19 protein-coding genes are annotated in these 24,823 nt (G+C 59.0%); 9 read left to right on the forward strand and 10 right to left on the reverse strand.

What is annotated here, in order from left to right:
- The first annotated feature begins 104 nt into the window (after positions 1–104).
- From ACEPPP_RS06890 to ACEPPP_RS06910, 5 genes are all read left to right on the forward strand, one after another.
- A complete protein-coding gene (locus ACEPPP_RS06890) occupies positions 105–1,190 on the forward strand; it encodes a M4 family metallopeptidase (protein ID WP_374090300.1) in 1,086 nt (361 codons plus the stop codon).
- A gap of 179 nt (positions 1,191–1,369) precedes the next feature.
- The gene (locus ACEPPP_RS06895) at positions 1,370–1,669 is read left to right on the forward strand and encodes a protealysin inhibitor emfourin (protein WP_374090301.1); all 300 of its coding nucleotides are present in this window, start codon (positions 1,370–1,372) and stop codon (positions 1,667–1,669) included.
- Between the two features lie 238 nt (positions 1,670–1,907).
- Positions 1,908–3,089 (forward strand): bifunctional 3-hexulose-6-phosphate synthase/6-phospho-3-hexuloisomerase, encoded by a 1,182-nt coding sequence (hxlAB, locus tag ACEPPP_RS06900; protein WP_374090302.1) that lies wholly within the window; start codon positions 1,908–1,910, stop codon positions 3,087–3,089.
- 176 nt (positions 3,090–3,265) lie between these two features.
- Positions 3,266–4,279 (forward strand): Gfo/Idh/MocA family protein, encoded by a 1,014-nt coding sequence (locus ACEPPP_RS06905; RefSeq protein ID WP_374090303.1) that lies wholly within the window; start codon positions 3,266–3,268, stop codon positions 4,277–4,279.
- Positions 4,280–4,314: 35 nt separating this feature from the next.
- Positions 4,315–4,485, forward strand: a complete 171-nt coding sequence (locus tag ACEPPP_RS06910) for a rubredoxin (protein WP_374090304.1) — start codon at positions 4,315–4,317, stop codon at positions 4,483–4,485.
- Between the two features lie 251 nt (positions 4,486–4,736).
- On the opposite strand, the gene ACEPPP_RS06915 is transcribed toward ACEPPP_RS06910, so the two are convergent.
- The gene (locus ACEPPP_RS06915) at positions 4,737–5,372 is read right to left on the reverse strand and encodes an SOS response-associated peptidase (RefSeq protein WP_374090305.1); all 636 of its coding nucleotides are present in this window, start codon (positions 5,370–5,372) and stop codon (positions 4,737–4,739) included.
- Positions 5,373–5,508: 136 nt separating this feature from the next.
- On the opposite strand from ACEPPP_RS06915, the gene ACEPPP_RS06920 reads away from it, so the two are divergent.
- Complete coding sequence (locus ACEPPP_RS06920; protein WP_374090306.1) at positions 5,509–5,916, forward strand: ketosteroid isomerase-related protein; 408 nt, start codon at positions 5,509–5,511, stop codon at positions 5,914–5,916.
- 87 nt (positions 5,917–6,003) lie between these two features.
- On the opposite strand, the gene ACEPPP_RS06925 is transcribed toward ACEPPP_RS06920, so the two are convergent.
- Together ACEPPP_RS06925 and ACEPPP_RS06930 are read right to left on the reverse strand one after the other, a co-directional pair.
- The gene (locus ACEPPP_RS06925; protein ID WP_374090307.1) at positions 6,004–6,285 is read right to left on the reverse strand and encodes a hypothetical protein; all 282 of its coding nucleotides are present in this window, start codon (positions 6,283–6,285) and stop codon (positions 6,004–6,006) included.
- Between the two features lie 163 nt (positions 6,286–6,448).
- Entirely contained in the window at positions 6,449–7,285 is an 837-nt protein-coding gene (locus ACEPPP_RS06930) for a heme-binding protein (RefSeq protein ID WP_374090308.1), read from the reverse strand.
- Between the two features lie 461 nt (positions 7,286–7,746).
- On the opposite strand from ACEPPP_RS06930, the gene ACEPPP_RS06935 reads away from it, so the two are divergent.
- Positions 7,747–8,160: a HEAT repeat domain-containing protein gene (locus ACEPPP_RS06935; protein WP_374090309.1), complete on the forward strand. Its 414-nt coding sequence runs from the start codon at positions 7,747–7,749 to the stop codon at positions 8,158–8,160.
- 52 nt (positions 8,161–8,212) lie between these two features.
- Here the strand turns inward: ACEPPP_RS06935 and ACEPPP_RS06940 are convergent, their stop codons facing one another.
- The 7 genes from ACEPPP_RS06940 to ACEPPP_RS06970 all read right to left on the reverse strand — a co-directional run bounded on the left by ACEPPP_RS06940 (position 8,213) and on the right by ACEPPP_RS06970 (position 19,950).
- Entirely contained in the window at positions 8,213–10,111 is a 1,899-nt protein-coding gene (locus ACEPPP_RS06940) for a DmsC/YnfH family molybdoenzyme membrane anchor subunit (protein WP_374090310.1), read from the reverse strand.
- Positions 10,112–10,234: 123 nt separating this feature from the next.
- The gene (locus ACEPPP_RS06945; protein ID WP_374090311.1) at positions 10,235–12,430 is read right to left on the reverse strand and encodes a molybdopterin oxidoreductase family protein; all 2,196 of its coding nucleotides are present in this window, start codon (positions 12,428–12,430) and stop codon (positions 10,235–10,237) included.
- A gap of 153 nt (positions 12,431–12,583) precedes the next feature.
- On the reverse strand, positions 12,584–13,495 hold the full coding sequence (locus ACEPPP_RS06950; RefSeq protein ID WP_374090313.1) for a PhzF family phenazine biosynthesis protein: 912 nt from the start codon (positions 13,493–13,495) through the stop codon (positions 12,584–12,586).
- A gap of 3 nt (positions 13,496–13,498) precedes the next feature.
- Positions 13,499–13,831: a nitrite reductase small subunit NirD gene (gene nirD, locus ACEPPP_RS06955; protein ID WP_374090314.1), complete on the reverse strand. Its 333-nt coding sequence runs from the start codon at positions 13,829–13,831 to the stop codon at positions 13,499–13,501.
- Positions 13,828–16,395, reverse strand: a complete 2,568-nt coding sequence (gene nirB, locus ACEPPP_RS06960; RefSeq protein ID WP_374090315.1) for a nitrite reductase large subunit NirB — start codon at positions 16,393–16,395, stop codon at positions 13,828–13,830. Before nirB ends, nirD begins: the two co-directional genes overlap by 4 nt.
- A 327-nt stretch (positions 16,396–16,722) precedes the next feature.
- Positions 16,723–18,459, reverse strand: coding sequence for a protein kinase (locus ACEPPP_RS06965; protein ID WP_374090316.1), 1,737 nt, complete (start codon positions 18,457–18,459; stop codon positions 16,723–16,725).
- Positions 18,460–18,471: 12 nt separating this feature from the next.
- Positions 18,472–19,950, reverse strand: coding sequence for a NarK family nitrate/nitrite MFS transporter (locus ACEPPP_RS06970; RefSeq protein ID WP_374090317.1), 1,479 nt, complete (start codon positions 19,948–19,950; stop codon positions 18,472–18,474).
- Between the two features lie 560 nt (positions 19,951–20,510).
- Here ACEPPP_RS06970 and ACEPPP_RS06975 point away from each other — a divergent pair.
- Both ACEPPP_RS06975 and ACEPPP_RS06980 read left to right on the forward strand, forming a co-directional pair.
- Positions 20,511–21,680 carry an efflux RND transporter periplasmic adaptor subunit gene (locus ACEPPP_RS06975; protein ID WP_374090318.1) on the forward strand — a complete coding sequence of 390 codons (1,170 nt, stop codon included), beginning with the start codon at positions 20,511–20,513 and terminating at the stop codon, positions 21,678–21,680.
- 3 nt (positions 21,681–21,683) lie between these two features.
- Positions 21,684–24,758 (forward strand): efflux RND transporter permease subunit, encoded by a 3,075-nt coding sequence (locus tag ACEPPP_RS06980; protein ID WP_374090319.1) that lies wholly within the window; start codon positions 21,684–21,686, stop codon positions 24,756–24,758.
- Positions 24,759–24,823: the final 65 nt, after the last annotated feature.

The following is a 24,823-nucleotide window of genomic DNA, read 5'->3' on the forward strand; positions in this document are numbered from 1 at the left end:
TTTCATCCGGAAGCACCAGACACGTCGTGGTTGACAACCCTCAGCCATCGCGTTATAAAGCCAAAAAGTCTCAGTTGTTTTTTAACTAACCTTCGGGGGTGATCATGGCAATAAAGAACACGGCTTCACAAGACTCAAGACGCTCTCGCCAATCCGAAACGCATGCTTGCGCCTTTTGCACGATCATCCCGCCGTATATGACCGACCACATCCTCAAGCACGGCGATGAAGCCATGCGCGAGTTGACCATGGAAACGATGCGGATGACCGAGCAGTTCCGCGGCATCCGGGGCGTCATGGGCAGCATGCCGGCGCTTGCGGTTTCGACCGGAGAAAAGCGGCGCACCGTTTATGATGCCAAGCAAGGCGTCACGCTGCCCGGGCGCCTGGTGCGCGGAGAGGGGGGGCGGGCCAAGCAGGACATCGCGGTCAACGAAGCCTATGACGGTGCCGGCGCGACCTATGATTTATTCAGTCAGGTTTACGAGCGCAATTCGATCGATGACCGGGGCCTTAGGATCGATTCGACCGTGCACTACGATGTGCAGTATGACAACGCCTTCTGGAACGGCAACCAAATGGTTTACGGCGACGGCGACGGCCGGCTGTTCAACCGTTTTACGATTGCGGTCGACATCATCGGCCATGAATTGACGCACGGCGTCGTGCAGTTTGAAGCCGGATTGCAGTATCAGAACGAATCGGGCGCCTTGAACGAATCGTTCGCGGACGTGTTCGGCAGCCTGGTCAAACAACGGACATTGAATCAAACCGCCGATCAGGCCGACTGGCTGATCGGCGCGGGTCTGCTCGCCCCCGGCGTGAGCGGCCAGGGACTGCGTTCGCTGAAAGCGCCGGGGACAGCCTACGATGACGACATGCTCGGCAAAGATCCGCAGCCGTCCCATTATACGAAGCGTTTTCGCGGACGCCAGGACAACGGCGGCGTGCATATCAATTCGGGCATTCCGAACCATGCGTTTTATCTGGCGGCCATCGCGATCGGCGGCCATGCCTGGGAGAAAGCCGGCAGAATCTGGTATATCGCGCTCAGGGACGTGCTGCGCTCCCGTTCGACCTTCAGCGGCGCCGCCGACGCCACGATCCGGGTGGCAGGCAATCTCTACGGCCCAAACAGCGCCGAACAAACTGCGGTGCGCGAGGCCTGGCGGGCGGTGGGGGTTATTTAAGGTTCAGCCGCTTCGAACAGAAACGCGCCCTGTCCGGAAAGCCGATAGTTATGCGCGTCCGGTTCCCGGCGTCTGTTCGGCGATGCGTCTTTCTCCGCGCCTTGCCGCTATGCCTGCTGTGCGCAGGCGCCGCAGCGTGCACGCTTCCAGCCCGGTCTATTACCATGGGAGATAAAACCATGCATGTGACTCTTCAAAGAACAGGCGGCTTTGCCGGTATCCCGTTGATCAAATCGATCGATGCCGCCAGCCTTTCGGCATCCGAAATCGCCGATCTGCAACAAATGCTCGAAACGGCGCGGTTTTTTGAATTGCCGGCACTGATCCCCTCGAAACCCCAACCCGACCGGTTTGAATATCAAATCATCATCGAACAGGACGGCAAAAAGCACAGCGTCACCGCCGCGGAACAGGCTCTGCCTGCCGAATTAAAGCCGCTGGTGGATTGGCTGATCAAATTAGGGCGGACCGCCAGATAACCAGCCCCGCCTTGGCGGCTTTATCCCGCCCTCTCCTCCTTGCAGGTTTTCCTGTCCTTTTCTTCACGACTTCAAGCGCTTGCCGACAGCGCCACGGCAGTCCCGCCGCCCTGTGCAAAAAACACCGCCATTAAGCTCAAACCAAGGCCCGTACGCAATTGACATCCACCCGCATCCTGATTTAGAGTTGGCCGTTGCTACACATTATGACAATAACAATACCTATTGGGAGCGCACAATGGCAAAACCATTAATACAATTGGCACTGGATTCTCTGGATTTCGACCAAACCCTCAGCCTCGCCGAACAAACGGCGCCTTATGTCGATATTTTCGAAATCGGTACGCCCTGTATCAAGCACAACGGCGTCGAACTGGTCAGAACCTTGCGGGAAAAGTTTCCGGACAAACTGATCCTGGTCGACCTGAAGACGATGGACGCAGGCGAATACGAAGCGACGCCTTTTTATGCGGCAGGCGCTGACATTTGCACCGTGCTCGGCGTATCCGGGCTCGCGACGATCGGCGGCGTGATCAAGGCGGCCCAGGCGCACAATGCCGAGGTGCAGATCGACCTGATCAATGTGCCCGATAAAGCCGCCTGCGCGCGCGCCGCGGCCGAACTCGGCGCGCAGATCATCGGCGTGCACACCGGTCTCGACGCGCAAGCGGCCGGCCAAACGCCGTTCGGTGATCTGCAAGAGATCGCCGACCTGGGCCTCGATGTCAGAATCTCGGTCGCGGGCGGCATCAAGCCTGCCACCATCGATCAAGTCGTCAAGGCCGGCGCGGACATCATCGTGGTCGGCGCGGCGATTTACGGCGCCCCTTGCCCGGCGACGGCCGCCAAACAGATCCGTCAGCTCGTGGACGGCACCATCGGCTCGCCGCATCAAACCCTGATCCTCAATAAAATCAAATCGATCCTGGAAGCGACCGACGACAACCTGCCGGTCAAGCTGACCCACATGCTCGATAACGCCAAGCGCGTCTATGTATCGGGCGCGGGACGTTCCGGCCTGGTTTGCCGCTTCTTCGCGATGCGGTTGATGCACAGCGGCTATGATGTCAGCGTGGTCGGCGAAATCGTGACCCCGAGCATCAAAAAAGGCGATCTGTTGATCATCATTTCCGGCTCCGGCGAAACCGAACAGTTGATCGCGTTCACGAAGAAAGCCCGCGAAATCGGCGCGCAAATCTGCCTGATCACCGCGAAGAGCGGCTCGACGATCGGCGAAATGTCCGACGAGGTGATCCAGATCGGAAGCCCTGACCAATACGGCAAGGTCGTCGGCATGCCGATGGGTACGGTGTTCGAACTGTCGACCCTGTCTTTCCTCGAAGCGTTAGTATCGCATCTGATCCACGAAAAAGGCATCGCCGAAGAAGTGATGAGATACCGGCACGCGAACCTCGAATAAGCGCCGGCGCCTGGAAGCCATGGCGAGTCAAAGCCGGCTTCGGCATTGACAACGGTGTTTAGGGCGTTGGCCGCGGCATTCGCGGCCAACGCCTCGCTCCTTCCCCAAGCTTCCTGCCTGCGAAATTTCGACGTTTTTTTGCAGCCGTCGTTAATAACCCCAACCAGAGAACAACGATGACCAACAGAACCAAACTACGCTGGGGCATCCTTGGCGCGGCGCGCATCAACGAGCGCCTGTTGCCGGCGATCGTCGAAGCGGAAAACGCGGAACTCGTTGCGATAGCGAGCCGCAGGCCCGGCGCGGCGGCCGAAACGCTGGCCAAATACGGTCCGAGCCAAACCGAGGCGCGCGCCTATGACGATCTTGAAGACCTGTTGAACGACACCGAAGTCGATGCGGTGTATTTGCCGATGGCCAATCACGAACATGCCCACTGGGCGCTGCGCGCGATCGAAGCCGGCAAACATGTGCTCTGCGAGAAGCCGATGGCCTTGTCGGCGGACGACATCAGCGCGATCGAAACCGCCGCGCGCCGCCATAAGGTCACCGTGATGGAAGGCTTCATGTACCGCTTTCATCCCCAACATGCCCGCGTGCTGGAACTGGTCAAATCGGGCCTGTTCGGCGAAGTCCGCTCGGTGCGCGCGACCTATTCGTTCATGATGCGTCCGGCGCGCATGTACCGGCTCGAACAGCCGGTCGAAAACGGCGGCGGCGCCTTATGGGACATCGGCTGTTACGCGGTGCATTCGGCGCGGATGTTTTTCGAGGATGCGCCGATTGCGGTGACGGCCGTTTCGAGTTATGTCGGCAGCGGCGCCGATATTTCGAGCAGCGGCGTGATCGATTTCGGCCGCGGCCGCTTTGCGCAATTCGACTTCAGTTTCGAACGCGCGCGCCGCTCCGAATACGAAGTGATCGGCAGCAAAGGCGGCATCAAATGCCACACGGTCTGGCAATTGCCGGGCGACATCCCGATCATTTCCTGGTGGACCGAAGACGGCCGCCAATGCGAGGAAAGACTGCCGCCGGCGAATCATTTCCGCCTCGAGATAGAACATTTCAGCGATTGCGTGTTAAAGGGCCGGGAACCCGCACTGTCGCTGGATGACGCGAAGGATAACTGCAGGATTCTCGAAGCCGTGCTGCAGTCGGCCGCCGAAGGCAGGCTGATCAAACTGGCTTAATACAGAGCAATTTTAACCACAGACGAGGGGCAAACATGCCGGATTACAAGAAATACCACTGTATGGAATGCGAGCACATTTACGATGAAGCCAAAGGCGATCCGGACAGCGGCATCGCGCCCGGCACCCGCTGGGAAGACATTCCGGACGATTGGGAATGCCCGATCTGCGGCGCCCCGAAAAGCTTTTTCAAGCTGCTCGAATAACCTTTTCCTTTTGCCGTAGCGCCCGATAGAAAAGATAAGGCGCTACGGCCGCGATCAAATGCTTCAGCAACCCCCAATAACGGCGCGAAGAGCGCTCGCGCCGCCCGCCTCGAAATGTATTCTCCGACGATCGCACCGAACAACGCCATGAAGGCTATCGTCATCGGCAACCTGTCCCAGACCAATGTCCGATTATCCGGATACAGAGATAATAGGAAGAGCCGATTCCGGTCAGGAATACGCCGCCGAATTTACTCCAAACAATGCCGATCATCATGGCGCGGATTATTGACCCGGTCGCTGACCGGATACAGGCGCATCCCGCCATAGTCAGGATTCGCCAAGAGTTGATCCAGACTCTGCCGCGACTGCCTGGGATCCAGCCAGAAGCGGTACTGTTCGGCGCCGATAATCACCGGCATCCGCTCATGAATCGGCTGCATCAATCCATTCGCGGCGGCCGTGATGATCGTGCAGGAATACAGCGTGTTGGCGCCATGCTCCCAATGCTCCCAAAGCCCCGCGAAGGCGAATAATTGACTGTCCTCGCGGCAGATATGATAGGCCTGCTTGCCGTTTTCGGTCTTCTGCCATTCATAGAAGCCGGTCGCCGGAATCAGGCAGCGCCGCTTGTGATAAGCCGCCTTGAACGACGGTTTGTCGCCGAGCGTTTCGGCCCTGGCATTGATCAGCGAATGCCCGATCTTGCTGTCCTTGGCCCAGGAAGGCACCAGCCCCCAATCGAGGCTGACCGCGCTAAGGCCGTTCCGATCCGGCTGCACGATGCCGAGAATTTTTTGCCCTGGCGCGATGTTGTAACTGATCTTATAGCCCGGCACCTGCTCCAGACCGAAGGTTTCGATCAATTGTTCGGGCGTTGCGAGCATATTAAAGCGTCCGCACATCATCAATCTCCATCGCAATAGACAGTCCCGCCGTCAGGGAAACGTCAAATTTCACAAGGTAAAACGGCTCATTCGCGGTAAAATAGCAGGCTTTAATTTTTTTCACCAGAGAATCATTATGAACCAAGAGAGCATCAAGCTGATTCAAAACTATTATGCCGCTTTCAACGCCGGCGACATGGATACCTTTTTGAGCCTGTTGACCGATGACGTGATCCACGACATCAACCAGGGCAAGCGCGAAATCGGCAAGGATGCGTTCAAGCAGTTCATGGCCTGCATGAACCACAACTACAAGGAACAACTGGTCGATATGGTGATCATGGCGAGCGAAGACGGCAAACGCGCCGCGGCCGAATTTGTGGTGCTCGGCGAATATCTGCAAACCGACGAAGGCCTGCCCGCCGCGAACGGCCAGAAATACCGTCTGCCGGCCGGCGCTTTTTTTGATATCCGTGATAACAAGGTCGCGCGGATCACGAACTATTACAACCTGAACGACTGGATCGCGCAGGTTGGCGGTTAAATTTTAGCGGAAGTTGGGTTAACGACGGATCTCGCGTTGACCCAACTGATCAAATCCAATGCAGGATTAGCGACCCCATCCACATTGTTACTGCTGCCCGGGAAATTGCGGCGCTTGTTCTTGCGCATCATCCGGCACGAATCCTGGCGGAATAGCCGCAGCGCCAGACTTTTTCCCTTGCAGGTTCTGCATAAACAGCGCCCGGACTTTTTCGGCCTGCTCCTCGCGCGTCTTCTCTTCTTCAGCACGAAGCTTCTCCTCAGCCTCCTTTGCAATATTTTCCTGGTGCGTACGCCAGGCATCGAAGGTAAATTGCGAGGCCAAGCTCCCCAGGAATACCCCGCAGGCAATTTGTAATATTAATTTCATGTCCCCATCCTGATCTGCCAATAGATTCCTGACCAACATCGAATCGTACCAGATCGAAGCAACCATCTGCTCAATCAGTCAACGCAGTCCTGTTCAGAAATTCATTCAATAAAAAAGGCCTCCCTCTTTCGAGAAAGGCCTTTCCTTCATTTATCGTCTACGATTAATGCTTCTTGTTGCCTTCTATCGCGCCGCCATCGTTAGCATCGGTGGGATTGTTAAGGCATGTGGCATGACCAAAACCGCTCTTGCTACGGAAATTGCCATTCGAACCCACGATGTCCTGTATCATTGCATCGTCCTTTCCTTTATTCGCTACGCCGGCCGGAACATGATCAAGACCCAGTTGGTTGCGAATCTTCCAAGCAACCACATGATCTGTGCAGGACGTGTCGCCAGAAACACCAATGGCTCCAACTTTCCGTATTCCCCCGGCAGCATTGCCATTGTCGTCAACATACAATGCCAGACCACCACCAAAGATATTCACACCGCCGATGCGGTTATTTACTAAAGGATCAGTGGTTCCAGATCCCCAGGTAGAGGCATCACCGTCGTAAGCAATGGTCGCATCAACCGGGTTGCTGTGCTGCAACCCGTAGAGGCTGCCCCATGGCTGTACGGCGCTGAACAGATTGGCAGTAGATAATGGGAAAGCGTCATGGCTGAAAGCATTGGCGGTATTGGCCTTTTGCGCGGAAATGACGCGGCTGCCCAGCCAAGCCTCGCCACTAAAACCTTCTACATCGGATGCGCCGGCCGAATTCACCACGGAACAGACAACGCCGGTGTTGTCCACGATGGTCACCCACATTGGAAAGCCGAGACCTCCATTCGGCGTTGAGCCAACAGGAACTACACTCGCCGCTTTTTGTTGCAGCACGCCTACTGCAGTCACGAGAGCGGGGTCGCTGCACGGAACTGCCGCCACAGCCATCGCCTGATTGGAAGCGAAGCCTAAGCCCGCCAGGATCATTGAACCGATTACTTTACGTTTCATGTATACTTTTCCCCAACAATTATTTTTATTTAAGTAAACGCCCGGCCTAAGTGGACGCCCTCCCTCTTCATGGAAAGTTAGCCGTCAACGTCTTGCTCGAAAACAACATCGATGAACCCGCTAACTTCAGATAAAATAGTACCGCTCGTTAAGAATGTCAATATAAGCAAAACTAAAGAAATGCTTTTTGACGCCTTCATTTTTAGCACAAATTCTACTGAAATACTGTGAAAATATACCAGCTTGTTCTCGCGATTGTATTTTTGGCCGTGGCAATAACGCTTGCCATCTACGCAACCGAAATAAAAGAAAGCCTTTTTGGATTAACTTCTCCGCCAGAAACCGCTCAAAGCTCCAACGAAAAGCCCTTAGCGAAGCCGCAAGCCGAGGCGCAGCCCGGCGCAATCAACCAACTGCTGCAGCAAAACCCGGAGTCCTCGACTGGAATTCCGGCATCTGACATGGCTTCGGATACCGATGCCGACGACATGGAGGCATTGCAGGAAGCCTTGAACGACTTTTATTCTTCCGCCGACGCAGAAGACCGCGAAGCCGCGTTGATGACCTTGGGCGAATACCCCGATCCGAAAGCCAAGGAGGCGATTCTCTATGCGCTGAATGACCCGGAAGACAGTGTCCGCGAACAGGCGGTCAGTCAAATCAGCGCGTGGGAAGATGAAAAGGAACGTCAGCAAATGCTGCTGACCGCGCTGAGCAACGACAAACCCGACATCGTGGTGCTGGCACTGGAATCGGTCTCCGAACTTGACGACCCGGCGCTGATGCAGAAAATCAAGGAATTGAGCACCGATAAAAACGAAGATGTCGCCGAGGCCGCGAAAACCGCGCTCGAAATGGCGGAGGACTTCGAATAACCCCTGCGCCTGACCGATTGCCGGAAGCCCGATCCGGCAATCGGTCACCCCGTCACTTCCCAACGATCCACTTCACATGCGCGATCATGTCCTGGAGCGAATGTTCCCGGATCGTCTGCATCAGTTCTTTCACCTTGAACGCATGATGCCGTTCGTATGCGACCCCATGTTGCGGCTTGTCGGCCAAACCGGTCGCACGGGCATGTTCGACGAAGCCGCTGTTTTTCCAGAAGAACGCGCCCGGCATCGTGGTCGGAATCACCAACACGAAGAACAGCGAGCGGCCGAAAGCACTGCTGGTCAGCATCGTGACCGTCAAAAGCATTAGCCCTGCAATGGCGCTGAAGCCTGATGCCCCGGCTGTTGCGAGCGAAATGGCCAAAAGCAGGCTGAAACCGAGCAAGGCGTTCCTGAACAGATAGGAAAAGCCGTACTGCGTGACTTGCCGGTAATGAGACGCCGCACCTTCGTTGCCTAATGCCTGCATGTCGCGGGCGTGGATGATCAGCCCTGCGCCTTCGAGCGCCAGGCCGGCAGCGATCACCGCGAACAACACCGGCAAGGCGGGCGCGCTCGACGGCAGCGCGAACAGGCCGGCGACCGCGATCATCAATGCGCCGAGACTCAGCATCGACCCTCCGAACGCGGAGCCGGTCTGCCAGTGGTTCCAGAACGGCCGCGCCGGAATCCGGTACAGTTTGTACATATAAAAGAGGCCGACCGCGCCGCCCAGGACCGCGGCGAAGGCAGAGACCTGCGCCAAAAATTGCAGCAAGCCGTTGTCGAACCATGTCAGCGCCGCATAACCCAAAAGGCCGCTATAAAACAGCGACACACCGGCGATTTCGCGGCTGACCGGCGACAGCCTCAGGTTGTTGAAGCCCCGGTAGAAGCGGTGCGGCTTGCCGAGGTGCATGTTCAGCTTGAACAGGCCGATCGTCGAGATCAGCACCATCATCACCGTCAAGGGCAACTTCACGGCGGGAGATTGTAAAATTGCCAGCGCCTCGATGCCGAACCAGCCGCTCAGGATCAGCATCAGGAACGCGCCGACCGTCGCCTGCGTGCTCAAGGTGAAGATCACGTGCGCGCTTTCGTGGCTGGTCAGCAGTTTCTTCAAATTCCAGTGCTTCTCCCTGCCTAGTTTCTCATCGACGACCGGCCTGAATTTGCCTTCCCGGTCGTCGCGATGATATTTCAACGGCATCGCGTCGGTGCGGGTCATCTCGCGGTGCGTCGTCCGGGTTTGCTGGAACCGGATGTTCGGATGCGTGATGTCGGTGGTCGGAAAGCCCGGAATCTCGGCCTTCGCCTGCACCCTGCCCTCAGGTATCGTTTCGATCACGCCGAAATCGAGCGCGTTGCCGAGACAGGCCGCGACACAGGCCGGTTTCAGGTTCACTTCGAGCCGGTCGACGCACATGTTGCACTTTGATACTTCGCCCTTGACCGGATCGAGTTGCGGCGCGTTGTAAGGACAGACCCAGGTGCAATAGCCGCAGCCGAAACAGATGTCCGGGTCTTGCAGCACCGCGCCGTATTCGGCGAACTTGGTGTAGGCGCGCGTCGGACAGCCCTTCAGGCAGACCGGGTCCTCGCAATGGTTGCAGGCCATCGAGATATTCATGCGGTGATAATCGGGATAGGTGCCGCCTTCGACGAAGCCGACCGAACGGTAGGCCAGATGAATCGGCACCTCGTTCTTCTCGCTGCACGCCGATTCGCAGGCATGGCAGCCGATGCAGTTGTCCGCGTTGAAATAGAAACCGTGCTGTTTGTAGCGGTTCGGATTGTAGCCGACGCCGGCGTCGTTGTTGATGTTCAGGCTCTGGTTTCTGAGCTCGCTGCCGGACTCGGTCAGTTCGATACTCTGGCCATAGCGGCTCTTGTCCGGTATGTTCTTGCTGTTCAGAAAGGCGTATTTCGGTTCGTCGTTGCGTACTTCAAACATGGTATATCCTGAGTAGGTTCAACATCGTTCCCACGCTCTGCGTGGGAATGCTGTTTGTACCGCTCCGCGGTACGGGACGCAGAGCGTCCCAGTCGACATTCCCACGCAGAGCGTGGGAACGATCTAAAACTCACGCGCTTCCTTGTTAAGCCGCGCGGCCAGTTCCTGGTCGATGTGTTCGATCCGGACCGCCTGTTGCTTGAACGCCGGCTGCCTGGAGTGCGGGTCCAGTAACCCCAAGGTCAGGCGGTTCACGCAATCGAAGAAATGGAACGGAATGAACACCATGTTGCGCGGCACGCGCTGCGTCAGCATCACCATCACGACCGCATCGCCGCGGCGCGAGACGACCCGGACATAGGTCTGATGCCGGATGTTCATCTCGGCCGCCGCATCCGGATTCATTTCCATGAACGGCATCGGGCTGAACTTGTTGTTGTTGCCGATCTTGCCGGTCTTCGTGCGCGTATGCCAGTGCTCGACCAGTCGGCCCGAGTTGAGCCAGAGAGGATATTCGGCGTCCGGCACCTCGTTGTTGTTCACGAATGGCAGCGGAATCAGCTTGGCCCTGCCGTCCTTGTAACGGAAGGTTGCGGTCTCGGTATAAAGCCGCTGATTACCTTTCTCTACCCCTTGCTGCGCCTGCTGTTCGCTGTAAGGCCATTGGATGCCGCGCTTCTCCTCGATCAGTTCGTGCGACATGCCCGAAATGTCGACCAGACGGCCTTTCGATAGCTGCTTCATTTCCTCGAACACCTCGCTCGGTTGCTCCGGAAATTTGATCTTGCGTCCCTGTTCGAAGCGAGTCGCCAGTTCGTTGAAGATTTGCAGGTCCGACTTCGAATCGCCATAAGGCTTCCTGACCTGGCGGGTCAGGTTGACCCGGCGTTCGGTGTTCGTGAACACGCCTTCCTTCTCGGCCCAGGTCGCGGCCGGCAGATAGATGTGCGCGTATTGCGTCGTCTCGACATCGGCATAGGAGTCCTGCACGACCAGACATTCGAGCTTTTCGAGCGTCTTCCTGATGCGCGCGGTGTTCGGCATCGAGGTCATCGGATTGGTCGCGACCAGCCACAGGCCCTTGATCTGGCCGGTCTCGATCGCCGGGAAGATGTCGGTTTCGGCGAGTCCGCGCTGTTTCGGAAAGAACTCCGGATCGATGCCCCAAAACTTCGCGATCTCCTCGCGCTCCTCCGGTTTTTCGAGCACCCGGTAACCCGGCAGGCCGGAGCAGGACGACCATTCGCGCGTGCCCATCGCGTTGCACTGGCCGGTGATCGACAGACTGGTGCCGCCGGGTTTGCCGATGTTGCCGGTGACCAGATTCAGGTTGTTGATGCCGACCACGCCGTCCGAGCCGTGCGTGCTCTGGTTGATGCCCATCGTCCAGATGCTCATCGCCCTCGGCGCATTCGCATACAGTCGCGCGACGGTCCGGATCGTGTCTTCGTCGATGCCGCAGAGCTTCGACGCGGTGGTCGGATCGTAGTTTTGCACTTCTTTCGCCAGCTCCTCGAAGCCGGTCGTATTCGCCTCGATATAGTCGCGGTCTTCCAGGCCCTCGGCCAGAATCACATGGATCAGCGCGTTTTGCAGCACCACGTCGGTGCCCGGCGTGATCGGCAGATGGATGTCCGCGAACTGCGCCAGCATCGTGACGCGCGGATCGACGACGATTAAAGGGAACTTGCGCTTCTCCATCGCCTCTTTCAGCCGCCAGTAAATGATCGGATGCTGTTCGGGCAGATTCGAGCCCCAGGCGATCAGGCAATGCGTATGCTCGAAATCTTCGTAACAGCCGGGCGGGCCGTCCGAACCGAACGAGCGCTTGTAGCCGGATACCGCCGAAGCCATGCACAGGGTCGTGTTGCCGTCGTAGTTGTTGCTGCCGATCACCCCGCGCGCGAGCTTGCCGAGGGTGTAAAACTCCTCGGTCAGGAGTTGCCCGGTCGAGACGATCGCGAACGCATCGCGGCCGTAGGCCGCCTGAATGCGCTCGATCTCGGAGGCCATCTTGTCCAGCGCGGCGTCCCAACCGACCTTCCGATAAGGCTCATGTACCGCATCGCGCAGCAAGGGCTGCTCGCCGCGGCCTTGCGCCTCGAAGACCTGGTATTCGAAAATGCCCTTCAGGCACAGCTTGCCCCGGTTCACGTCCGCGCCGCCGACGCCGCGCGTCGCGACCGCCTTGCCTTCCGCATTGCTGCCGACTTCGATCGAGCAGCCGGTCGAACAATAGCCGCAGGTCGTGTAGGTCCATTTCACGACGCCCTTGTCGGCCATCTTGATTGGATTTTTTTGGTTGCGTCCAAATAGCATAAATCGTCAACTCTGATGTGTGATCATTTGTTTTTGTAGAGAAGCCAAATCTGTAGGGTGCGCATCGCGCACCTTAAACGATCCACCGTTGCCATAGGTCTTTCAAGGTGTTCGATACCCTGAAGGGCATAAATGCGCACCCTACATTGGCCATCAATCCGGCAAAAACACCGTGCCTTCCGCAAAAATCACCGCGCTGCCGCCGACCCTAAGGGTCAATTGCGCCTTGCCCTTGTGGTCCATTTCGATGTTGATCACGCTGCGGCGCGAATCCGCATCGCCGCGGTCCACCGCGAAGGTATGGGTGCCCTTGCGCGTGTGCTCGAACGAACACAGGTAAGAGGAGAACGCCGGCACCGCCGCGCCGACCGGCGGATCGTCGTCATGGCCGATGTGCGGCCCCAATAAACGCAGGTTGAAATCGGAGTCGGTATAGGGCGACTTCGGCGCGAACAGCAGGATTTCCTGCGCGGCGGTCTGCGGCGCGGCGGACCGGCTCCAGGCCGCATAATTGAAGCGCGCCTTGCGCACCGTTTCATATTTCCAGACCGGCACGACCAGATACGGCATGCCGCAGGCGACCAGGCGCGCCGAATATTTGATGTGATCGAGATCGGCTTGCGGGATCGACAGCACGGACGCCAGTTCCTCGTCCGTCGGCGCGAAGCGGTCGATGATCGAGGACACCTTGTTCGTGAACTGCACGAATGCCGGCTTGCCGTTCTCGGAAGTAATGTTCACCTCGATCGGTCCCGCATTCTGTTCGAACACGACCGGCGTGACCGGATCGTCGAGCACGATGTCGCCGCACAGCCCGAGCACATAGGCGGTCGCGATAATCGGGTGCCCCGCGAAATCGACCTCGGCCTTCGGCGAAAACATCCTGAGTTTGCGCAGGTCGCCGCCGGGATGGAAGACGAAAACGGTCTCCCACAGATTCAACTCGTTCGCGATTTTTTGCATCTCGACGTCGCCGAGTCCGTCCGCATTCGGGAACACCGCGATTTGCGCGCCGTTGAAGACCTGCCGGGTAAACACGTCGGCAATGTAATACTGATATTTCATCCTTTAGCCTCCGATGCCGATTGCAACCCGGCCGTTTTCGATTCGGATCGGGTACACGGGCACCGATACCGCCGCATCCTCCACGCAGACCCCCGTCTGCAGGTTGAAATGCTGTTTATACAAGGGCGAGGCGACCACGATCTGGCCGTTGATGTCGCCGATCATGCCGCGCGACAGTACGTTCGCCTGGCCGATCGGGTCGTAATTGCCGATCGCAAACACCGCCTGTTCTTTCGGCAGGAAAAAAATCGCCACCTGCCGTCCTTTGACCAGCGCGCAGACGCCCGAATCGGGCTGAAGGTCGTCCGCGCCGCACACATCGATCCATTCGCTCATTCCACCTCTCCGGTTACGGTTTCTTTTTCTGTCTCAGTGATCAGCTTGAAATGTTTGCGCTCGTCTTCGAGCGCCGGCCTGAACTGGCCGCGCTCCTCGACGAACAGCACGTTGTCGTCCTGCGCATCGCTGTTGATGAAATGGCGGAAACGCTTGAGCCGCGCTTCGTCGTTGATCGTGGTCTTCCATTCGCATTGATAGGTGTCGATCACATACTGCATCTGCTGTTCGAGCTGTTCGCAGATGCCGAGTTTGTCGTCGATGACCACCGATTTCAGATAATCGAGCCCCCCTTCCATGTTTTCCATCCAGACCGAGGTCCGCTGCAGGCGGTCGGCTGTGCGCACATAAAAGATCAGGAAGCGGTCGATCAGTTTGATCAGGGTCTCCTTGTCCAGCCCGGTCGCGAACAGGTCGGCGTGCCGCGGCTTCATGCCGCCGTTGCCGCAGACGTACAGGTTCCAGCCGGTCTCGGTCGCGATCACGCCGACGTCCTTGCCTTGCGCTTCCGCGCATTCGCGGGTGCAGCCGGACACCGCGAACTTGATCTTGTGCGGCGAACGCAGGCCCTTGTAGCGGTTTTCGAGTTCGACCGCAAGGCCGACGCTGTCGTCGACGCCATAGCGGCACCAGGTGCTGCCGACGCAGGATTTGACCGTACGCAGCGACTTGCCGTAGGCATGGCCGGATTCGAAGCCCGCGTCGATCAAATCCTTCCAGATTGCCGGCAACTGCTCGACGCGCGCGCCGAACAGATCGACGCGCTGGCCGCCGGTGATCTTGGTATAAAGCATGTATTTCTTCGCGACTTGCCCCAATGCGATCAGCATGTCCGGCTTGATCTCGCCGCCGGTGATACGCGGCACGACCGAGTAAGTGCCGTCCTTCTGCATGTTCGCGAGGAAAGTGTCGTTGGTGTCCTGAAGTCCCACGTGCTGGTCTTTCAGGATGTAATCGTTCCAGTACGACGCCAGGATCGAACCGACCGCCGGCTTGCAGATGTCGCAGCCCCGGCCTTTGCCGTATTTCTCGATCAGTTCATCAAAAGTGGTAATCTGCTTGACCATCACCAGGTTGTACAGATCCTGGCGGGTGTAGGGAAAATGCTCGCAGATGTCGGTGTTGACCTCGTAGCCGTGTTTCGAAAGCTCCGAATTCAATACCGATTTGAGCAGCGCCGCGCAGCCGCCGCAGCCGGTCGAGGCCTTCGTCTCGGCCTTCAGGCCGCCGATCGTGGTGCAGCCGCCGTCGATAGACTGGCAGATATCGCCCTTGGTCACGTTGTAACAGGAGCAGATCGTCGCGGACATCGGCAATGCATCCGGCCCCAAACCGACCGATTCGTCGGAGCGGCTCGGCAGAATCAGCGCGTCCGGATTTTCCGGCAGCTCGATGCCGTTCAGGCAGTATTGCAGCAAGGTGCCGTAACCGGACGCGTCGCCGACCAGCACCGCGCCGAGCAGGCGCTTCTTGTCCTGGCTGACCACCAGGCGCTTATAGACTTCGGTCGCGCCGTTCTGATAGGTGTATACCATCGCGCCCTGCGTTTTCGCATGCGCATCGCCGATGCTGGCCACGTCGACGCCCATCAGCTTCAGTTTGGTGCTCATGTCCGCGCCGGTGAAGTTGCCCTCGCCGCCGGTCAGGTCGGCGGCCACGGCCCGCGCCATCGCATAACCGGGCGCGACCAGGCCGAAGATCATCCCATTCCAGAGCGCGCATTCGCCGATCGCATAAATATTGGGATCGGAGGTCTTGCATTGATTGTCGATCACGATGCCGCCGCGCGGCCCCATCTCCAAACCGCAAGCCCGGGCCAGCTCGTCGCGCGGGCGGATGCCGGCCGAAAACAGGATCAGGTCGGTTTCGAGTTCGGTGCCGTCCGCGAAACACATCTTATGACGGGAGGCATCGCCGTCCTTGATCACGCTGGTGTTCTTACCGGTATGCACGGTCACGCCGAGCGCCTCGATTTTTTGCCTGAGCATCGCGCCGCCCGCCTCGTCAAGCTGCACCGCCATCAGGCGCGGCGCGAATTCGACTACGTGCGTCTTGAGGCCCAGATCGGTCAGCGCCTTGGCGGCTTCGAGGCCGAGCAGGCCGCCGCCGATCACGACCCCGACCTTGCCGTCTTGCGCGGACGCAGTGATCGCTTCGAGATCCTCGATCGTGCGGTAGACGAAACAGTGCGGGCGCTCATGCCCCGGCACCGGCGGCACGAACGGATAGGATCCTGTCGCCAGCACCAGCTTGTCGTAGGCGATCGTGACGCCTTTGGCGGAACTGACCGTTTTGGCGGCCCGGTCGATGCTCGCGGCCTTGTCGCCGAGATGCACGGTGATGCCGTTTTGCTCGAAGAAACCGGCCTCGACCAGCGACAGATCGTCGGCGGTCTTGCCGCTGAAAAACGACGAGAGGTGCACCCGGTCGTAAGCCGGTCTCGGTTCTTCGCAAAAAGTCACGACGTTATAATCGGCTTGTTTGCCGCTGGAGGCCAAGCCGGCCAAAAAATGCTGCCCGACCATGCCGTTGCCGATCACGACGATTGTTTGTTTTGTACTCATGACACCCTCAATCAACAGATTAACGCCCAGTACCCAAACTAAGCAATATGCAGGCCATTTTATATAAGCCATTGTTTATTATTATTTTTATCAAAACCCGACAAAACCGCTAAAGAATACCCTGAACAAATCGCACGACGATGGTGCATTGATGCGCCAATCCGCCGTTCGACACCCTTAAATAGTGCACGGCAATCCTCTTTAGTGCGGAGAAACATCGAGCTAAAGAAAGACCGAAGCGGAAAGTTCGCGGACAGAAACAAGCAAGGAGAAGGCGTTACCGTGGGAGCGACGCCCACAAAAGACTGGTTATCTCGGCGAGAGGCGTCAGTTCGACTTGAGCAGGAAATACAGCGTCACCAGATTGGCGGCGAACAGGATAAGCGCCAGCGTTTTCCAGACCAGCAAGGGATTTTGCTGCATCAGCGGCAGGGCTTCCTCGGCGGTCAAAAACTTCGGATTCGGGGTGGAAAGGTCGTAAAGGAATTCGGGCAGATCGTCGTAACGGAACTCCGGCTGGATCGACGTCGCTTTTTTCAGCGCGCCGTCGATCCAGACCGGCACCATCGGATTGCAATGAATGCTCGGCACATAGCGGAGCTTGTCCAGATTAGCTTTATTCGGTTTTTCCGGCATCTCCCGGCCGAACGGCAGCGCGCCGTTGAGCATCTGATACGCGATCACGCCCAAGGAGAACAGGTCGGACTTGACCGTGCCGCGCAGGCCCAGATGGTATTCGGGCGCGGTATAGTTCAAGGTGCCGAGGATGTTTTCCGGAGAGCCGTGGTCGAGCGGCGTCATCTCGGCGATGCCGGCGATCTTGACCGAGCCGAAATCGATGATCTTGACCCTGCCGTCAAGGTCGAACATGACGTTTTCGGGCTTCAGGTCCTGGTGCAGCATCTCCATCCGGTGGAATGCCCTAAGGCCCAGCGCGATCTGTTCGATGATTTTCCTGACCTCCCGGATCTCGGGCTTCGGATTCGCCCGCATCCATTCGGCCAGGGTCGGCCCTTCGAGATATTCGGTCACATAATAGAGGCAGCTTTTGTCGCGGTCGGAGCCGAGTATTTTGACCACATGCTCATTGTGGATGCGCTTGCCGGCCCATTCTTCATGCAGAAAATGCTCGATGTAGTGGGTGTCGTCGTCATACAGTACGGACGGGGTTTTCAGGATCACCCGTTTGCCGGTTGCACGGTCGAGCGCGCGGTAAATCTGCGTGCGCTTGCTCGCGTGCATTTCCGCCTCGATCCGGTAGCCGTCCAGAATCTTGCCGGGGCTCAAAGGCGGCGGAAACGGCAACTGGCTCTGGCGGCGCAGAATCTCGTCTTCCTTCAACAGCGGCAGTTCCTCGATCCTGAGCACTTGGCAGGTCAGGTTGTCGTCGCTCCGGTTGTGTGCCGCCAGATCGACCAGGCTTTGCGCCAAACGGGTCAGATCGCCGCCTTCCAGCAGCCGTTTTTTCAACGCCTTCTGGTCGATGAAGTCATGCACTCCGTCGGTCGTCATCAAAAACAGGTCGCCTCTCTGCAAGGGCAGCGCCTGGTAATCGACCTCCAGACGCGGCTCGATGCCCATCGCCCGGTTCAGATAGTCGCGCTCGTTGCCGGCGCGGACCCGGTGGTCGCGGGTCAGTTGTTCCAGGTTGCCGCCTCGCAGCCTATAGATGCGCGAATCGCCGACATGGAACAGGTGCGCGGTGTTCGACTTCAAAACGATCGCGCTGAGCGTGCTGACCATGCCGTGCGTCGATTGATAACGGCGCTGGCCCTGGCTGTACAGCCAGGAATTGGTCGCCGACAGAATCTTTTGCCCGGCATATTTGACCGACCAGGACTCGGGCGTGCTGTAGTAGTCGTCCAGAAACGCCGCGACGCAGCAATGGCTCGCCTCCCTGCCCGCATCGCAGCCGCTCATGCCGTCCGCAATCGCCGCCGCGATGCCTTTGTAGGCCAATTGATGATCGTCCGGAATCAGGGAACCGGCAAAATCCTGATTCTCTTCCTTGACGCCCTGCGCGCTGGCAAAGGCAATGCTGACGGATAATTTGGCTGAAGTCATGAAGAACGGCTGTCAATTCACTTCAATCATCTCGATCGTGCCGTCTTCCTGCACCTCGACCATATGCCCCGCCGGCTCGTCGATGTACTGCACCGCGACCATCACGAAGAAAGCGACCGCGCCGATCACCAGGAAAAACTCGGACGGGGACACGAACGACAGCACGGTCAAAAACAGCACGCCGCCGACATTGCCGTAAGCGCCGACCATGCCGGCGATCTGGCCGGTCATCCGCCGCTTGATCAACGGCACCATCGCATAGACCGCGCCGCAACCGGCCTGCACAAAAAAGGAGCAGGCCAGGGTGACCCCCACCGCCACCCATACCGGCCAGGACGCGTTGATCTGCGACATGCATGCGAACCCGATCAGCACGCCCGCGGTCACGATCGTCAGCGACAGCTTGCGTCCGAAACGGTCGCTGAACCAGCCGCCGCCGGGGCGCGCGACCATGTTCATGAACGCGAAGCTGCCGCCCAGAAGCCCCGCCTGCACCATCGTGACGCCTTGCGTTGCATGAAAGGTATTGAAGAAAAACAGCGGCAGCATCGACACGACCGCCAGTTCGGCACCGAACGTGATCATATAAGACAAATTCAGAATCGCGACCTGCTTGAATTTGTATTGGTGAATGGCTTCGACCGGCTGGAACACATGATCCTTGTTCACCTGAAAAATCTTCTGGACGTTGCACAGGAACAAGACCCAGATGGCCGCATGGATATAATAGGCTATCATGCCGGGCAACAGATTCACGCCGGTCGAGGACAGTTTCCAGGTCAACACCGACAAGGTCGCATACAGAGGAATCGTCATCACGATGTAAAAAATCAGATCGCCGACGCTGGTCACTTCCATCGCGCCCGATTTTTTCGGCTTGAAATAGGTCGACCCTTTCGGCGTATCGGTCACGCTGAAATAATAGACGAACGCATAGACCAGCGCGATCGCGCCGGTGCTCGCGACCGCATAGCGCCAGCCTTCATCGCCGCCGAACAGCAGCGCGAGCACCGGCAGGGAGCCCGAAGCCGCCGCCGAACCGAAATTGCCCCAGCCGCCGTAAACCCCTTCGGCGATGCCGATCTGACGGGCCGGAAACCATTCGCCGACCATCCGGATGCCGATCACGAAACCGGCGCCGATAAAGCCCAGTAAGAAGCGGGCCAGCGCCAATTGTTCAAAACTCTCCGCCAGCGCGAACATGAAACAGGGCATGCTGCCGAGCCCCAGCAGTATCGAATAGGTGCGTTTGGGGCCGAACTTGTCGACCAGGATGCCGATCACGATACGTGCCGGAATGGTCAACGCGACGTTCAAAATCAGGATCGTCTTGATCTGAGAATCGTCCAGATTCAGGGTCTTGGCGATCACCAGCATCAACGGCGCATGGTTGAACCAGACCACGAAACTGATAAAAAACGCCAGCCAGGTCATGTGAAGGATCTTCATTCTTCCCGAAAAGGACAACAGATTAAAATTTGCGTTCGACATGATGGATTTCTCAGAAGTTAATCGACTGAGCTATGCGCAAGCAGGTTACATGCCAACTCAATCCTCATTCCCACGCGCCGCGTGGGAATACCGTCAAGGACGCGCCGGCGTCGCGAGACGGGACGCCGGCGCGTCCGCCCTGGGTTCCCACGTGGCACGCGGGAACCAGAAAATTGCTTCGACTTCGCTCGGCGAACGGCTTAACTTAGCGGCAGTGAAGCGAACGAGGGAAAGCACCAAAGCAATGCCTGTTGCATCAACTTGGTGCATTTTGCCACAATAGTGAAGCGAAAAGAGGCTAGCGTCTGAGCCATGCGGATGATGCTAGTGCGCCGCGCACCGATTTATTGCCTGGACGGGAACTGAAGCCCTCTATATCGAGAACGGCCTGACAGCGTTCGTCACTTTTTTCGCCTGAAACCTCCCTGATTAAATTCACATGTAACATTTCTTGAGTAAACTAACCGGTTCAAGTCCGGTTGACAGCTCGCTTCTGTCAAATCTATTCTAAACCGAACGGTTCAGTTATAAGTCACTCTTCCCTGCCGAGATTATCCGTCATGATGACACCCAAATCCCATTCCTCCAGCGTATCGACACAGCACCGCATCGGCCGTGGGGCCTTGCTGGGAGGCGTGTTTGCCTTGCTGGCGTTGTCGGCCGGCTTTGTCTACCTGCGGGCCGCGCCCAAGCCCACCGAAACCGCTCAAGCGCAACCCGCGGCTGCATTGACGGTGACCCGCGCCGCGCCGCAATGGCGGCAGTGGTCGGAAACGATCGAGGCCTCGGGCACCATCGAGCCTTGGCAGGAGGCGGTCATCGGCTCACAACTGTCGGGATTGCGCTTGGTCGAAGTGCGGGCGAATGTCGGCGACGCAGTCAAACGCGGCCAGCGCCTGGCGCGCTTCGATTCCGACATGCTAAGCGCCGACCTGGCCCAACTCAAAGCCAAGCTTGCCCAATCCCAGGCCACGGCGACCCAGGCCGAAACCAATAAGCAGCGGGTATTGAAGCTGAAAAATGCAGGCAGCCTGAGCCAGCAGGAAATCCTGCGTTATGAAACCGAAGCGGAAACCTCCCGCGCCCAGGTCGAAGAGGTCAAGGCCCAGCTGGCTGCCAAGCGCCTGGAATTGAGCTATACCGAGGTGATGGCGCCGGACGACGGCATCATCAGCGCCCGCCAGGCGACGCTAGGCTCCGTGACCGCCAGCGGCCAGGAACTGTTTCGGCTGATCCGCCAGAACCGTCTGGAATGGCGCGGCGAACTGACCGCCGCGCAAATGGCGCAAACCCGCCCCGGCCTGCGCATCAGCCTCAGCCTGCCGGACGGCAGCCGTGCCGAGGCCAGTTTGCGGCAACTGGCCCCCGCCCTGAATTCTCAATCGCGCCTGGGCCTCGTCTATGCCGACCTGCTGCCCGGCAGCAAGGCGCGCGCCGGCATGTACGCCTCCGGCCGGCTGCTGCTGGCCGAGAGCCCGGCGCTGACGGTGCCGGCCGCCAGCGTGGTGATCCGCGACGGCAGAAGCTATGTGTTGAAACTGAAAACCGCCGACGCCGTCGCGCCGGTCGCCTTGCAACCGGTCGAGACCGGCCGCCGCCAGGGCGCCGAGATCGAGATCGTCAAGGGCCTCGCCGACACCGACCGTGTCGTCGTCGATGGCGCGGGCTTCCTGAACGACGGCGATAGGGTGCAGATTGCCCCGGCCCCTGCCGCCGGCAGCGAGGGTTAAGCGATGAATCTGGCGACCTGGTCCATCCGCAATCCGATCCCGGCGGTGTTGTTGTTCATGATGCTGTCGTTTGCCGGCTTGCGCGGTTTTCAGCAGCTGTCCATCCAAAGCCTGCCCGACCTCGACCTGCCCGGAATCATCATCAGCCTCAACCAGCCCGGCGCCGCGCCGACGCAACTGGAAACCGAGGTGGCGCGCAAGGTCGAGAATTCGATCGCCACCTTGTCCGGCCTCAAACACCTCCGCACCTCGATCACCGACGGCCTGGTGCAGATCAGCGCCGAATTCGTGCTGGAGAAGAATCTGTCCGATGCCTTGATCGAAACCAAGGATGCCGTCGACCGGGTGCGCTCGGATTTGCCCACCAGTGTGCTGCAACCCAGCGTCAGTGCCGTCGTTGTCGGCGGCGTACCGACGCTGACCTATGCGATTTCCTCCTCGAAACTGGACGAGGAGGCCTTGTCCTGGTATGTCGATGACACCGTCGGCAAGACCCTGTCCGGCGTGGTGGGCGTCGGCCGCTTCGAACGTCTGGGCGGCGTGCAGCGCGAGATTCAGGTGGAAGTCGACCCGGTACGGCTGGCGTCGCTGGGCGTGACCGCCACCGATGTGTCCAGGGCGTTGAAGCAGGTGCAGCAGGAATCCTCCGGCGGCCGCGGCAATCTCGGTCTGGGGGAACAATCGCTGCGGACCCTGGCGACGGTGCGCCAGGCCTCGGAACTGTCGGCCTTGCCGATAGCGCTGGGCAACGGCCGCGACGTGCGCCTGGATCAAGTCGCCACGGTCAGGGATACCGTGGCCGAACGCACCCAGTTGGCCCTGCTGGACGGCAAGCCGGTGATAGGCTTCAACGTTTACCGCGCCAAGGGCCACGACGAAAACCTTATCGCCGAAGGCGTGCAACAGGCGCTGCAACGTTTGCAGGAAGCCGATCCGAGCATCAGCGTGACCTTGATTTCCGGTACGGTCGATTATGCGCGGGAACAGTATCACGGCTCGATGAACATGCTGTACGAAGGCGCGCTGCTGGCGGTGCTGGTGGTGTGGTGGTTTCTGCGCGATTGGCGGGCGACGCTGGTATCGGCCTCGGCCCTGCCCTTGTCTATCCTGCCGACCTTTGCGGTGATGCATTGGTTGGGTTATTCCCTGAACATGCTGACCTTATTGGCTCTGGCGATCGTGGTCGGCATCCTCGTCGACGACGCCATCGTCGAAATCGAAAACATCGCCCGTCATGTGCGGATGGGTAAAACGGTACGCCAGGCCGCCGCCGACGCGGTCGACGAAATCGCGCTGGCGGTGATCGCGACCACGCTGACGCTGGTCGCGGTGTTCATGCCGACCGCGTTGATGAGCGGCATTTCCGGGCTGTTTTTCAAGCAATTCGGCTGGACGGCGGTGGTCGCGGTGCTCGCATCCCTGCTGGTCGCGCGCTTGCTGACGCCCGTGCTGGCGGTGTTTCTGCTCACCGATCACCCGCATCAAGAGGCTTCGGACGGCAGGCTGATGCGGGTTTATCTGCAAATGGTGCGCTGGACGCTCGACCGGCGCAAGACCACGCTGGCGTTGGCGACGCTGTTCTTCGTTGGCGCCTGCGGCATGGTGCCGCTGATTCCGGGCGGATTCGCGCCGGCCTCCGATCGCGGTTATACCTCATTGCGCTTCGAACTGCCGCCCGGCAGTTCGATCGTCGATGCCGGCCGGATCGCCGAGGCCGTGCGGGCGGAACTGCAACCGGTAGAGGGCATCAGCCACATATTCACCGCGGTCGGCAGCAGCCAGCTGGGCGACGGCGCCCTACTCCGCGGCGGCGAAGTGCGCGAGGGTACGTTGACGCTGACTTTGAGCGCACGCGACCAAAGGCCTTCGCAAACCGAGATCGAACAGGCGGTACGCCAGGCCTTGCGGCATGTCGCCGGCGCACGCTTCTCCGTTGGCGTCGGCGGCCCGGGCGAAAAGATGTCGCTGATTCTGTCCAGCGATAATGCCGCGGCACTGAAAGCGAGCGCCCAGGCCTTGGAACGGGAACTGCGCGGCGTCGGCACGCTGGGCAATATCACCAGCACCGCAAGCCTGGAGCGCCCGGAAATCTTGATTCAACCCGACTGGCAACGCGCCGCCGAACTGGGTATCACCACCGAACTGATAGGCGAAACCGTGCGCATCGCTACCACCGGCGATTTCGACACACAACTGGCCAAGCTCAACCTGGACAACCGGCAGCTCGGGATTCGGGTGCGGATGGCCGATGCCGCCCGCCGGGATTTGCAGGTGCTGAGCAATCTCAGGATCAAGTCCAGCAGCGGCCTGGTGCCGCTGTCCAGCGTCGCCGAATTATCGCTGGCCGGCAGCTCGGCGCAGTTGAACCGTTTCGACCGCCGCCGCTATGTCACCGTCAGCGCCGAACTGGGCGGCATGTCGTTGGGCGAGGCATTGACGTCCGCCAAGGCGCTGCCGGCGGTGAAGAACATGCCGTCCAGCGTCAAGCTGATCGAGACCGGCGATGCGGAAGTCATGGTAGAGATGGCTAGCGGTTTCTTATGGGCAATGCTGACCGGACTGCTTTGCGTATTCTGCGTATTGGTGCTGCTGTTCAAGGACTTCTTCCAGCCGCTGACCATCCTGTCGGCGATTCCGCTGTCGCTGGGCGGCGCGTTTATCGCGCTCCTGGTCACCGGTGGCGAGTTGAATATTCCCTCGATGATCGGTTTGATCATGCTGATGGGCATCGTCACCAAGAACTCGATCTTGCTGGTGGAATACGCGCTGGCGGCAAGGCGCGAGCGCGGCGGCTTGTCGCTGCATGAAGCGCTGCTGGACGCCTGCCACAAGCGAGCCCGCCCGATCATGATGACCACGGTCGCGATGATTGCCGGCATGCTGCCGATCGCCCTGGGCTTAGGTTCCGACGCCAGTTTCCGTCAGCCGATGGCGATCGCGGTGATCGGGGGATTGCTGAGCTCCACGCTGCTGAGTTTGCTGGTGGTGCCGGTGGTGTTTACCTATGTTGATGGGTTGCAGCAGGGGTTGGTGCGGCGCGGCCGGCAAGGGAAGGTGTCGGTGGCGGGGGCAAATTGACAGGTTTTATTGGTTGGGACCGGCCGCCTTTTTGCAATTTAGCAGCTGCCGTGGGTAATGAGTTT

It is taken from the genome of Methylomicrobium lacus, assembly GCF_041897535.1.
Lineage (GTDB): Bacteria > Pseudomonadota > Gammaproteobacteria > Methylococcales > Methylomonadaceae > Methylomicrobium > Methylomicrobium lacus_A.

What these genes read in the sequence shown, in the direction of transcription:
- ACEPPP_RS06905 (WP_374090303.1), top strand. Translation starts at nt 3,266, where the DNA reads ATGACCAACAGAACCAAACTACGCTGGGGCATCCTTGGCGCGGCGCGC.
- ACEPPP_RS06890 (WP_374090300.1), top strand. Translation starts at nt 105, where the DNA reads ATGGCAATAAAGAACACGGCTTCACAAGACTCAAGACGCTCTCGCCAA.
- ACEPPP_RS06980 (WP_374090319.1), top strand. Translation starts at nt 21,684, where the DNA reads ATGAATCTGGCGACCTGGTCCATCCGCAATCCGATCCCGGCGGTGTTG.
- ACEPPP_RS06895 (WP_374090301.1), top strand. Translation starts at nt 1,370, where the DNA reads ATGCATGTGACTCTTCAAAGAACAGGCGGCTTTGCCGGTATCCCGTTG.
- ACEPPP_RS06945 (WP_374090311.1), bottom strand. Translation starts at nt 12,430, where the DNA reads ATGCTATTTGGACGCAACCAAAAAAATCCAATCAAGATGGCCGACAAG.
- ACEPPP_RS06935 (WP_374090309.1), top strand. Translation starts at nt 7,747, where the DNA reads ATGGCTTCGGATACCGATGCCGACGACATGGAGGCATTGCAGGAAGCC.
- ACEPPP_RS06910 (WP_374090304.1), top strand. Translation starts at nt 4,315, where the DNA reads ATGCCGGATTACAAGAAATACCACTGTATGGAATGCGAGCACATTTAC.
- ACEPPP_RS06965 (WP_374090316.1), bottom strand. Translation starts at nt 18,459, where the DNA reads ATGACTTCAGCCAAATTATCCGTCAGCATTGCCTTTGCCAGCGCGCAG.
- hxlAB (WP_374090302.1), top strand. Translation starts at nt 1,908, where the DNA reads ATGGCAAAACCATTAATACAATTGGCACTGGATTCTCTGGATTTCGAC.
- ACEPPP_RS06930 (WP_374090308.1), bottom strand. Translation starts at nt 7,285, where the DNA reads ATGAAACGTAAAGTAATCGGTTCAATGATCCTGGCGGGCTTAGGCTTC.
- ACEPPP_RS06975 (WP_374090318.1), top strand. Translation starts at nt 20,511, where the DNA reads ATGATGACACCCAAATCCCATTCCTCCAGCGTATCGACACAGCACCGC.
- ACEPPP_RS06950 (WP_374090313.1), bottom strand. Translation starts at nt 13,495, where the DNA reads ATGAAATATCAGTATTACATTGCCGACGTGTTTACCCGGCAGGTCTTC.
- ACEPPP_RS06925 (WP_374090307.1), bottom strand. Translation starts at nt 6,285, where the DNA reads ATGAAATTAATATTACAAATTGCCTGCGGGGTATTCCTGGGGAGCTTG.
- ACEPPP_RS06970 (WP_374090317.1), bottom strand. Translation starts at nt 19,950, where the DNA reads ATGTCGAACGCAAATTTTAATCTGTTGTCCTTTTCGGGAAGAATGAAG.
- ACEPPP_RS06940 (WP_374090310.1), bottom strand. Translation starts at nt 10,111, where the DNA reads ATGTTTGAAGTACGCAACGACGAACCGAAATACGCCTTTCTGAACAGC.
- ACEPPP_RS06915 (WP_374090305.1), bottom strand. Translation starts at nt 5,372, where the DNA reads ATGCTCGCAACGCCCGAACAATTGATCGAAACCTTCGGTCTGGAGCAG.
- nirB (WP_374090315.1), bottom strand. Translation starts at nt 16,395, where the DNA reads ATGAGTACAAAACAAACAATCGTCGTGATCGGCAACGGCATGGTCGGG.
- nirD (WP_374090314.1), bottom strand. Translation starts at nt 13,831, where the DNA reads ATGAGCGAATGGATCGATGTGTGCGGCGCGGACGACCTTCAGCCCGAT.
- ACEPPP_RS06920 (WP_374090306.1), top strand. Translation starts at nt 5,509, where the DNA reads ATGAACCAAGAGAGCATCAAGCTGATTCAAAACTATTATGCCGCTTTC.